Source organism: uncultured Streptococcus sp. (genome assembly GCF_963521255.1).
Taxonomy (GTDB): Bacteria; Bacillota; Bacilli; order Lactobacillales; family Streptococcaceae; genus Streptococcus.
Window position 1 is genome coordinate 26,360 of sequence record NZ_CAUQTU010000012.1, and the last position, 11,230, is coordinate 37,589.

Here is an 11,230-nt window from a genome sequence, read left to right on the forward strand (position 1 = left end):
AGATCTATCCATTTGGGTAGGTCTTTTTGTAAATGCAAAAAAGCCAAATCCGATTGGACCTGGCTTGAATATTATGAACTATTAAATAGTATTGGCTGCCCAGACACTTACCGAAGCAGCTGAGACTGGGAATTGTCCATAACCTTCCTCATCAATTGTAACTTGATCTTGGTGATTTTCAAGTAAATCTACAAAGGTTTGGTTAGCCCATTCTTGGCCGACAAACATTGACTTACTGTTTTCTTGGTCATTTGAAATCAAGACTGCGATTGGGGATTGATTTTCAGCACCTGAACGTACCCAAGCGATACAATTAGCGTCATCAAAGTAGTCTGTTTGCTCTCCATAGGCCAAATCTTTTCGGATGGCTAGGAGGCGGTCAAGAACTTCTTTGAAATCTTCTTGGGCGTATTTTCCTGAAATCCCATAGTAGTCTCCGTAAAAGACACATGGAAGTCCATCTTGGCGTAATAGAATGAGGGCATAGGCTGCTGGTTTGAACCATTCTTCAACAGTCGATTCAAGGGCTTGTCCTCGTTGGGTATCATGGTTGTCGACAAAAGTCACCGCCTTGTCAGGTTTGAGTTCAACCAAGCTATCTGTGAAAATGCCACGAAGGTCGTAGTTTACGCCAGCTTGACTGGCTTCAAAGAGATTCTGGTGGAGACGAACATCGACAAGGTCAAAGCGTTCTTCTGTTTTTTCAAGGTAGTCTAGATTGGCTTCCTTGTCAGGATTCCAGAATTCACCAAAAACATAGAAATCCTCACCGTATTTTTCCTTCATATCACGGATAAAATTGCGCATGAAGAAAGAGTCAATGTGTTTAACGGCATCCAAGCGGAAACCAGCTACACCAGTAGTTTCCATGAACCAGTCAGCCCAGTCATAGATATTTTGGATGACTTCAGGATGTTTAAAGTCTAGGTCGGCATACATGAGGTAGTCATAGTTACCGTTTTCATTATCGACCAATTCCTCGTTAGCCCATCCCTTGTTGTCCCCTTGGATGAGATAAATCCCAGACTTACGGCGTTTGGCATCGTAGTCTGTACCTGTGAAGTGGTACCAGTGCCAGTGGAAGTCATTGTAGGTATCTTGGCGTCCATCGAAGGTAAAGTTAGTCCAGCCATTGATGGTGAAGGGTTCTCCAAGTTCAACTGTACGGTCTACTGGATTAACTTCGATAACCTGAAAGGCTTCCCTGTGATCGGCAGCAGCCTTGTGGTTGAGAACTACATCGGCCATAGGTTGAATTCCCTGCGCTTTAAGGGCTTGAATGGCTTGAAGATAGTCTTCTTTGAAACCATACTTGGTGCGGACAGTCCCTTTTTGGCTGAACTCTCCTAAGTCAAATAAGTCATAGACCCCATAACCTACATCTTTTTCATTGGTCGCCTTAAAAGCTGGTGGCATCCAGACGTGGCTGATTCCCAGATCAGCTAGGTGTTGAGCATCTTCAGCCAGACGCGTCCAGTGCTGACCGTCGTGGGGCAGATACCATTCAAAGTATTGCATAAGTGTTTGATTTTTCATGATGTTTCCTCTTACTTGTCAATCTTGTTCTTTATTCTATCATAAAGTATTGGTTAGCTCAAACGTTTGCGTAAGATAGAAGAAATCTATTTTAACTACTTAAAATAAAGTGTTGATTTTTTTGTATCAAAGTGCTAGTATAATGGTATGTAATATAGATAAAGATAGGAGTCATCCCATGATTGAATTTCAAAATGTTAGTAAGTTGTATGGTGATAAAGAGGCTTTGAGCAATCTCAATTTGCAGATTGAAAATGGGGAGATTATGGGTTTGATTGGTCATAATGGTGCTGGAAAATCGACCACTATAAAATCCCTAGTCAGTATCATTTCACCCAGCAGTGGTCGTATTTTGGTAGACGGTCAGGATTTATCAGAAAATCGCTTGGCTATCAAACGAAAGATTGGCTACGTAGCAGACTCTCCTGACTTATTTTTACGCTTAACGGCCAATGAATTTTGGGAATTGATCGCCTCATCCTATGATCTGACTAGCTCTGACTTGGAGGCTAGTCTAGCTAGGCTATTGACTGTTTTTGATTTTGCTGAAAACCGCTATCAAGTTATTGAAACCCTTTCTCACGGAATGCGTCAGAAAGTCTTTGTCATCGGAGCACTCTTGTCCGATCCCGATATTTGGGTCTTGGACGAACCCTTGACTGGTTTGGATCCCCAGGCTGCCTTTGATTTGAAGCAAATGATGAAGGAACATGCACAAAAAGGTAAGACGGTCTTGTTTTCAACCCATGTCCTAGAGGTGGCAGAGCAAGTCTGTGATCGGATTGCCATTTTGAAAAAGGGGCATTTGATTTATTGTGGTAAGGTAGAGGACTTGAGAAAAGACCACCCAGACCAGTCTTTGGAAAGTATCTACCTTAGCCTTGCTGGTAGAAAAGAGGAGGTTTCAGATGCGTCTCAAGGTCATTAAAAAATTAGTTGATATCAATATCCTCTATTCATCTCAAGAAGCTAATCTGGCTAATCTACGAAAGAAGCAAGCTAAGAATCCTGGGAAAAAAGTAAATGTTTCCGCTAGAGTCCTAAGTTCTTACATTTTTTCCAGTCTCTTGATGCTTTTCATGTTTATAAATATAGCCTTTCGTTTTCCTTTTGAGGAAAGGCCAAGTTTTTTTAGTACCATGGTTGCTATTTTACTGGTGCTTGCCTTTTCAACTTCTTTCACTGCATTTTACAATGTCTTTTATGAGAGTAAGGACTTGGTATCGTATAGGCCTTATGCCTTTAAAGAATCAGAGATTATAATTGCTAAAGGACTGTCTGTTCTCTTGCCAGCTCTAGCTGGAATTGTACCAATCCTAGCTTATTTTCTAGTCCTCTATATTAGGCTAGCTCCTTCTCTATGGCTGGGTTTGCCTTTGATGCTGCTGTCCTTGGCCTTATTATTTGTCTCTGTTACTTTAGTGATGGTAGTGGCAGTACATTTCTTGGCTCAGACTACGGTCTTCAGAAAGTATCAGTCTATTTTTGCCAATGTGATGATTGGGATAGGGGTTCTCATACCTTTAATATTTGTCCTCTTTCTACAGTCGACTTTTGGAAGTATTGTTGACAAAGTTAGAGACATTCCATTTCTCCTTTATCCTCTTCATATCTTTTACAAAATAGCAGTGGAGCCTTTTTCGACAGAAGCCATACTGGGTCTGCTCGCTTGGATAGCTTTAACTGTTTTCTTGCTTTACCTGACCAAAAAGAAGGTCCTTCCTCGTTTTTATGACGTTATCCTGCTTAATAGTGAGGAGAAGGTCAAAAAAGAACGTCGCAATAAGGAGAGAATTTCAACTACTAATAAAAAGGGCTTTTTCCGTATGGTTTTACGCTACCACCTCACCCTCTTGGGACAGGGAACTGGCGTGGTTACAGTGCTTTTTACAAGTGCTTTCCTTCCTTATCTCATGATGATTGGTCTGATTTCCAAAATCCGAGATTCTCAGATAGTTCCAGACATTCATCCTCCATACTGGTTACCCTTGTTTTTTATAGCTCTCTTTATAGCTCTTGTCAATAACAATATCACCAGTCTGCATTCAATTGCCTTGTCCTTGGAGAGAGAAAATGTTGATTTTCTGAAGAGTTTACCCTTTGACTTTGCTCGTTATGTGAAAGTGAAGTTTTGGATTATATTTGCTGTCCAGTCCTTTTTACCAGTTCTGACTTTACTTGGCCTTTCTCTATATCTAGGCTTGCCCATCCTTTCGATGATCTACCTCCTTGTGGCCTGGATCTTTGCAAGTGTCATCCTTTCTTGCCACCATTACCTTAAGGACGTGAAAAATTTGTCAACCAATTGGAGTAACATTACGGACCTGGTGAACCGTTCAAATCGTATAGTAGCAATAGTTTTACTCTTAATTTATAGTGTTATCTTAATGGCCCTTGTAATAGGGAGCTTATTCTTGGTTCGGTCTCTCTCCCCTATCCTTGCCATCAGCTTGGGAGTAGGAGCTCTGATCCTTCTGCTTGGTCTTGCTATTTTTGGCTATCATTATTATCTATCACGCATATTGGCAGAAATAGAAAAAAGATGAGCTAGTTGGTCGCTTGCTTGATAAATTCAATTCGACAAATGCTTTTATAGTTTGTTAGAATGTAGTTGTAAATGATTAAGATTGGTAATCAAAAAAATATAGGGAGGAATGTTTTGAATAAGAAATACAACATAGTTCTATTTTTCTTGTTTATAGTTTATTTATTTGGATATTTTTCAATTTCAAAAACGTTAATTCCTATAATGTGTGTGATCCAAGTATTTTTGATAGAATATATATTTAGAGTTCGAAATAGAATTATGCAGATAGGTGAAATTTTAATTATTGTTGCTTCTATAATATTATTTATTGATAGTATATTGAGTTTGTAACAAAAGGCTTTTCTATAAAATCAAATTTTCCAGATACCTGCTGAAGCTGATTTATCTTCTCTCTATGCCTTCTCATCTTTATTATACTATCTACGTCACTAAACTTGACAGACATATATTGCAGGTACAGCCTCTCTACCTACAATCTCACAGTTAACCTGCGGCTAGTTTCTTAGTTTGCTCTTTGATTTTCGTTGATAAAAAGAAATGCTCCTCCAAGACGGAAGAGCATTTTTTGTTTTGATTCTCATACAATTACTTCTAAGTTTTTATTAGTATTAGTATACCTTTTTTAAAACGAGAGTAAAAAAGCAAGGGTTGTTTCTTTTTTGAGAATTGTCTAAAAATTTGATATAATGGTAGTTATGAATAGAATAAGAGTCAGCAAAAGGGTTGAAAAAAAGCTTGCCAAAGGTCTGGTTTTACTAGAAGCCAGTGATCTTGAGAATGTCAATCTCAAGGATCAGGAAGTAGAAGTGCAGAGTCAGGAAGGAACCTTTCTTGGGACTGCCTACCTATCTCAGCAAAACAAGGGCTTTGGCTGGTTTGTTAGTAAAAACAAGGTAGCCTTCAATCAAGCTTTCTTTGAAACGCTGTTTAGACAAGCTAAAGAAAAGAGAAGCGCCTACTATCAAGACGAATTGACAACTGCCTTTCGTCTTTTCAACCAAGAGGGAGATGGCTTTGGCGGTCTGACAGTGGACCTGTATGGCGATTATGCCGTCTTTTCTTGGTATAACTCTTATGTTTATCAGATTCGTCAGACCATCTCAGAAGCCTTTAGACAGGTTTTTCCTGAGGTTTTAGGGGCTTATGAGAAGATCCGCTTTAAGGGTTTGGACTATGAATCTGCCCATGTTTATGGTCAAGAAGCACCTGACTTTTTCACTGTTTTGGAAAATGGTGTTCTGTATCAAGTCTTTATGAACGATGGCTTGATGACAGGGATTTTCTTAGACCAGCATGAGGTTCGTGGTAGTCTGGTTGACGGCTTGGCTATGGGCAAATCCTTGCTCAATATGTTTTCCTATACAGCAGCCTTCTCAGTAGCTGCAGCTATGGGAGGAGCTAGCCAGACAACTTCTGTTGACCTAGCCAAACGTTCACGAGAATTGTCTCAAGCGCATTTTCAGGTAAATGGGCTCAGCACAGATGACCATCGTTTTATAGTCATAGATGTCTTTGAGTATTTCAAGTATGCCAAACGAAAAGGCTTGACCTACGATGTGATTGTCCTAGATCCGCCTAGCTTTGCTCGGAACAAAAAACAAACTTTCTCTGTGACTAAGGATTATCACAAGTTGATTTCCCAGAGTCTTGAGATTTTAAATCCGAGAGGAATCATCATTGCCAGTACCAATGCTGCCAATGTTTCCCGTCAGAAATTTACAGAACAAATTGATAAAGGCTTTGCAGGAAGAAGTTACCAGATTTTAAACAAATATGGTCTTCCAGCAGATTTCGCCTATAATAAAAAAGATGAAAGTAGTAATTACCTCAAGGTGATTAGTATGAAGGTTAGTAAATGAAATTAATCGTTTCAGTAATGCCAAGAAGTTTAGAGGAGGCCCAGACTCTGGATGCCACAAGGTATCAGGATGCTGATATCATTGAATGGCGTGCCGACTATCTGCCTAAAGAAGCGATTTTGCAGGTAGCTCCAGCTATTTTTGAAAAATTTGCAGGTCGTGAGTTGGTTTTCACTCTGCGAACTCGCGCTGAAGGGGGAGAAATCGAACTTTCTTCAGAAGAATATATCCATCTAATCAAGGAAGTGGCGCAACTCTATCAACCAGATTATATTGATTTTGAGTACTACAGCTACAAGGATGTTTTTGAGGAAATGCTGGATTTCCCGAATCTCATTTTGAGTTACCACAATTTCCAAGAAACGCCTGAAAATATGATGGAAATCTTGTCAGAGTTGACGAGCCTAAATCCAAAACTTGTCAAGGTTGCGGTGATGGCTCACACGGAGCAGGATGTCTTAGATTTGATGAACTATACACGAGGCTTTAAAACCCTCAATCCTGAACAGGAATATGTGACTATTTCTATGGGCAAGGTGGGCAAGGTCTCTCGTATTACTGCGGATGTGACTGGTTCTAGCTGGTCCTTTGCTAGTCTGGATGAGGCTAGTGCTCCTGGTCAGATTTCCCTAGCTAACATGAAAAAAATCAGGGAGATTTTGGATGAAGCTTGATGGCTATACACGTTTAGCTGCAGTTGTTGCCAATCCTATTAAGCATTCTATCTCTCCCTTCATTCACAATAGTGCCTTTGAGATGACAGCTACCAACGGTGCTTATGTGGCTTGGGAGATTGAAGCGGCTGATTTGGCAGAAACAGTGGCTAATATTCGTCGCTACCAGATGTTTGGAATTAACCTTTCTATGCCCTATAAGGAGCAAGTGATTCCATATTTGGATGAACTGAGTGACGAAGCGCGCTTGATCGGTGCGGTCAATACGGTTGTCAATGATAATGGCACTTTAATTGGATATAATACAGATGGCAAGGGATTCTTTAAGAGCTTGCCTTCTTTTACAATTACAGGTAAAAAGATGACCCTGCTGGGTGCAGGTGGTGCGGCCAAGTCCATTTTGGCACAAGCTATTTTGGATGGTGTCAGTCAGATTTCAGTCTTTGTTCGTTTAGTTTCGATGGAAAAAACAAGACCTTACCTAGACAAGTTACAGGAGCAGACAGACTTTAAGGTGGACTTGTATGCTTTAGAAGATGTTTCGGAACTGCAAGCAAGGATTGCTGAGTCGGAGTTGCTGGTTAATGCCACCAGTGTGGGCATGGATGGTCAATCATCTCCAGTTCCTGAAAACGTAGTCTTACCGAAAACTCTTTTTGTAGCAGATATCATTTACCAACCTTTTGAGACGCCGTTTTTAAAATGGGCCAGAAGTCAGGGTAATCCAGCGGTCAATGGTCTGGGAATGTTGCTCTATCAAGCTGCAGAAGCCTTTCAACTGTGGACAGGCAAGGAAATGCCGACAGAAGAGATTTGGCAGTCCTTAACAGAAAAATACCAATAAAGAAAAGGAGACTCTCCTATGAAAATCAGAATCGATATTCCTCATCATCCTTATGATATTCATATTGAAAAAGGTTGTCTGGCTCAGGCTGGCCAATGGTTGAGAGAACTCTGGCAACCGCAAAAAGTGGTCATTGTGACAGACAACCATGTAGCTTCTCTTTATGCAGAGAAGGTCAAGCTCAGCCTAGAAGATGCTGGTTTTAAGGTAGCGGTATTTGACTTTTTGGAAGGGGAAGAAAGAAAGAATTTAACCACTGTCCAGAAAGTCTATGAATTTTTAGTCAAGCAAGGTCTGACTCGTAGCGATGGACTCGTGGCTCTTGGTGGCGGTGTCGTTGGGGATCTGGCTGGTTTTGTAGCCTCTACCTATATGCGAGGTATTCATTTTGTTCAGATTCCGACTAGTTTGACAGCTCAGGTGGATTCTTCTATCGGTGGAAAGACGGGTGTTAACACTCCATTTGCCAAGAATATGGTAGGAACTTTTGCCCAACCAGATGGGGTTCTGATTGATCCGCTTGTCCTTGAAACTCTCGGAAAGAGAGAGTTGATTGAAGGAATGGGTGAAGTTATCAAGTATGGCTTGATTGAGGATCCAGAACTGTGGAAAATTTTGACGGAGCTGGATGGTTCTGTAGAGAGCATTTTAGAGCATGCAGAGACCTTGATTGAACATTCTTGCCAGGTCAAGCGCAAGATGGTGGTTGAGGATGAGTTGGACAATGGTGTTCGTCTTTACCTCAATTTTGGCCACACTATTGGCCATGCTATTGAAGCGACGGCTGGTTATGGCAAGGTCATGCATGGAGAAGCTGTGGCCATGGGTATGGTACAGATTTCCAAGGTTGCTGAGGAAAAAGGTCTCATGCCAGTTGGCATAACTCAGTCCATTACAGCTATGTGTCAGAAATTTGGCTTGCCTGTTGACTATGAAAACTGGGATGTTGACAAGCTTTATCAAGCTTTGACTCATGACAAAAAAGCGCGTGGTAATACCTTGAAATTGGTCTTGGTACCAGAGCTTGGTTCAGCGACCATTCACCCAGTTTCTCTGGAAGAGATGAAAGACTACTTGGTAAAATAAGGAGAGTGTATGAGATATTTAACTGCAGGAGAATCACACGGCCCCCGTCTGACAGCTATCATTGAGGGAATTCCAGCTGGACTTCCTTTGACAGCTGAGGATATCAATGGAGACCTTAAACGCCGTCAGGGTGGCTACGGTCGTGGCGGCCGTATGAAGATTGAGAGTGACCAGGTTGTCTTTACTTCGGGCGTTCGTCACGGGAAGACGACTGGGGCTCCCATTACCATGGATGTTATCAATAAGGACCACCAAAAATGGCTGGATATCATGTCTGCGGAGGACATTGAAGACCGCCTTAAAAGCAAACGAAAAATCACCCATCCTCGCCCAGGACATGCCGACTTGGTTGGGGGCATCAAGTACCGTTTTGATGATTTGCGAAATTCTTTGGAGCGTTCATCTGCCCGTGAAACCACCATGCGAGTGGCAGTTGGAGCTGTAGCCAAACGCCTCTTGGCTGAGCTGGATATGGAGATTGTCAACCATGTCGTAGTCTTTGGTGGCAAGGAAATCGATGTTCCTGAGAATCTCACAGTTGCTGAGATTAAGGAGCGAGCTGCCCAGTCTGATGTTTCTATTGTCAACCAAGAAAGAGAACAGGAAATCAAGGACTATATTGACCAAATCAAACGTGACGGTGATACCATCGGTGGGGTTGTGGAGACAGTCGTTGGAGGTGTTCCAGTTGGTCTTGGTTCCTATGTCCAATGGGACAGAAAATTGGATGCGCGATTGGCCCAAGCAGTTGTCTCTATCAATGCCTTTAAAGGGGTAGAATTTGGTCTTGGCTTTGAAGCTGGTTACCGTAAAGGTAGCCAAGTTATGGACGAAATTCTCTGGTCTAAAGAAGACGGTTATACCCGCCGTACTAATAATTTAGGTGGTTTCGAAGGTGGTATGACTAATGGTCAACCCATCGTTGTTCGTGGCGTCATGAAACCTATTCCTACTCTTTATAAGCCTCTCATGAGTGTGGATATTGAAACCCATGAACCCTATAAGGCAACCGTTGAGAGAAGTGATCCGACCGCTCTTCCAGCAGCAGGAGTGGTCATGGAAGCCGTTGTGGCAACGGTTCTGGCACAAGAAATCCTTGAAAAATTCTCATCAGACAATCTAGAGGAATTAAAAGAAGCGGTAGCCAAACACCGAGACTATACAAAGAACTATTAAGGAGTTCCTATGGCAAAAACAGTCTATATCGCAGGTCTTGGTTTGATTGGTGCCTCGATGGCACTCGGTATCAAACGCGATCATCCTGATTATGAAATTTTAGGTTATAATCGTAGTCAAGCTTCGAGAGATATCGCCTTAAAAGAAGGCATGATTGACCGTGCAACAGATGATTTTGCCAGTTTTGCTCCTCTGGCGGATATCATCATTCTCAGCTTGCCAATCAAGAAAACTATTGCTTTTATTAAGGAATTGGCCAACTTGGATTTGAAAGAAGGCGTCATTATTTCAGATGCTGGTTCAACCAAGTCAGCCATTGTAGATGCGGCGGAGCAGTATTTGGCTGGCAAGTCTGTTCGCTTTGTCGGGGCTCATCCCATGGCTGGTAGTCACAAGACAGGGGCTGCTTCTGCGGATGTCAATCTTTTTGAAAATGCCTATTATATCTTTACACCTTCGAGTCTGACAGGTCAGAATACGCTTGAGGAAATGAAGGATTTGCTTTCAGGTCTTCATGCTCGCTTTATCGAGATTGATGCCAAGGAGCATGACCGAGTCACTTCTCAGATTAGCCATTTTCCTCATATTCTGGCTTCTAGTCTCATGGAGCAGACCGCGGTCTATGCTCAAAAACATGAGATGGCAAGACGCTTTGCGGCGGGTGGTTTTCGAGATATGACTCGGATTGCGGAAAGTGAGCCAGGTATGTGGACTTCCATTCTCTTGTCCAATCGTGAGACTATCCTAGAGCGGATTGCGGATTTCAAGGAGCGTTTGGAAGCGATTGGTCAAGCCATCAGCAAGGGAGATGAGGAGCAGATTTGGAACTTTTTCAATCAAGCGCGTGAGCAACGTCAGGCCATGGAAATCCATAAGCGTGGTGGTGTGGATAGCTCTTATGACCTCTATGTCGATGTTCCCGATGAAGAAGATGTCATCTTGCGGATTTTGGAACTGCTACGTGGAACTTCCTTGGTTAACATCCATATCAACGAGGAAAACCGTGAGGATATTCACGGAATCCTACAAATTTCATTTAAAAATGCTCAAGACTTGGAAAGGGCTGAGCATTTAATAACAGAAAACACCGACTACACAGTCGTTATCAAATAAGGAGAAAATCATGTCAAATATTTACGATAGTGCAAACGAACTTAGTCGCGGTCTACGCGAATTACCTGAATACAAGGCTGTTAAAGCAGCTAAAGATGCTATTTCAGCAGATGCTGAGGCGAGCAAAATCTTTACAGAATATGTTGCTTTCCAAGAGGGAATTCAAAGACTGGCACAGACAGGTCAAATGCCAGATGCATCCTTCCAAGCGAAAATGGAAAACTTTGGCAAGCAGATTCAAGGAAATATCCTCTTGTCAGAATTCTTTACCAAGCAACAACAATTGGCAATTTACCTTTCTGACATTGAAAAAATTGTTTTTGAACCAGTTTCAGAATTGCTAAAATAAGAAAATAACTATCATAAAGTCAGAAATTTTAAGGAATTTCTGGCT

11 protein-coding genes are annotated in these 11,230 nt (G+C 41.8%); 10 read left to right on the plus strand and 1 reads right to left on the minus strand.

Annotated elements, in window-relative coordinates:
• Positions 1-81: 81 nt before the first annotated feature.
• The gene (locus RWP09_RS08340; protein WP_314436509.1) at positions 82-1,536 is read right to left on the minus strand and encodes an alpha-amylase; all 1,455 of its coding nucleotides are present in this window, start codon (positions 1,534-1,536) and stop codon (positions 82-84) included.
• Between the two features lie 178 nt (positions 1,537-1,714).
• On the opposite strand from RWP09_RS08340, the gene RWP09_RS08345 reads away from it, so the two are divergent.
• The 10 genes from RWP09_RS08345 (at position 1,715) to RWP09_RS08390 (ending at position 11,185) form a co-directional block, all read left to right on the plus strand.
• Positions 1,715-2,464 carry an ABC transporter ATP-binding protein gene (locus RWP09_RS08345; RefSeq protein ID WP_314436511.1) on the plus strand — a complete coding sequence of 250 codons (750 nt, stop codon included), beginning with the start codon at positions 1,715-1,717 and terminating at the stop codon, positions 2,462-2,464.
• Positions 2,445-4,082 carry a hypothetical protein gene (locus RWP09_RS08350; RefSeq protein ID WP_314436514.1) on the plus strand — a complete coding sequence of 546 codons (1,638 nt, stop codon included), beginning with the start codon at positions 2,445-2,447 and terminating at the stop codon, positions 4,080-4,082. Before RWP09_RS08345 ends, RWP09_RS08350 begins: the two co-directional genes overlap by 20 nt.
• 71 nt (positions 4,083-4,153) lie before the next feature.
• The gene (locus RWP09_RS08355; protein ID WP_314436516.1) at positions 4,154-4,414 is read left to right on the plus strand and encodes a hypothetical protein; all 261 of its coding nucleotides are present in this window, start codon (positions 4,154-4,156) and stop codon (positions 4,412-4,414) included.
• A 365-nt stretch (positions 4,415-4,779) separates the two neighbouring features.
• Positions 4,780-5,943, plus strand: a complete 1,164-nt coding sequence (locus tag RWP09_RS08360; RefSeq protein ID WP_314436519.1) for a class I SAM-dependent rRNA methyltransferase — start codon at positions 4,780-4,782, stop codon at positions 5,941-5,943.
• Positions 5,940-6,617 (plus strand): type I 3-dehydroquinate dehydratase, encoded by a 678-nt coding sequence (gene aroD / locus RWP09_RS08365; RefSeq protein WP_314436522.1) that lies wholly within the window; start codon positions 5,940-5,942, stop codon positions 6,615-6,617. The genes RWP09_RS08360 and aroD overlap by 4 nt, the downstream gene beginning before the upstream one ends.
• Positions 6,607-7,461 (plus strand): shikimate dehydrogenase, encoded by an 855-nt coding sequence (locus tag RWP09_RS08370; protein ID WP_314436525.1) that lies wholly within the window; start codon positions 6,607-6,609, stop codon positions 7,459-7,461. Before aroD ends, RWP09_RS08370 begins: the two co-directional genes overlap by 11 nt.
• Before the next feature lie 18 nt (positions 7,462-7,479).
• Complete coding sequence (gene aroB / locus RWP09_RS08375) at positions 7,480-8,547, plus strand: 3-dehydroquinate synthase (protein ID WP_314436528.1); 1,068 nt, start codon at positions 7,480-7,482, stop codon at positions 8,545-8,547.
• 9 nt (positions 8,548-8,556) lie between these two features.
• The gene (gene aroC, locus RWP09_RS08380; RefSeq protein ID WP_314436531.1) at positions 8,557-9,723 is read left to right on the plus strand and encodes a chorismate synthase; all 1,167 of its coding nucleotides are present in this window, start codon (positions 8,557-8,559) and stop codon (positions 9,721-9,723) included.
• Positions 9,724-9,732: 9 nt separating this feature from the next.
• On the plus strand, positions 9,733-10,836 hold the full coding sequence (locus tag RWP09_RS08385) for a prephenate dehydrogenase (RefSeq protein ID WP_314436534.1): 1,104 nt from the start codon (positions 9,733-9,735) through the stop codon (positions 10,834-10,836).
• Between the two features lie 10 nt (positions 10,837-10,846).
• Positions 10,847-11,185 carry a YlbF/YmcA family competence regulator gene (locus RWP09_RS08390; RefSeq protein WP_314436537.1) on the plus strand — a complete coding sequence of 113 codons (339 nt, stop codon included), beginning with the start codon at positions 10,847-10,849 and terminating at the stop codon, positions 11,183-11,185.
• Positions 11,186-11,230 lie beyond the last annotated feature (45 nt).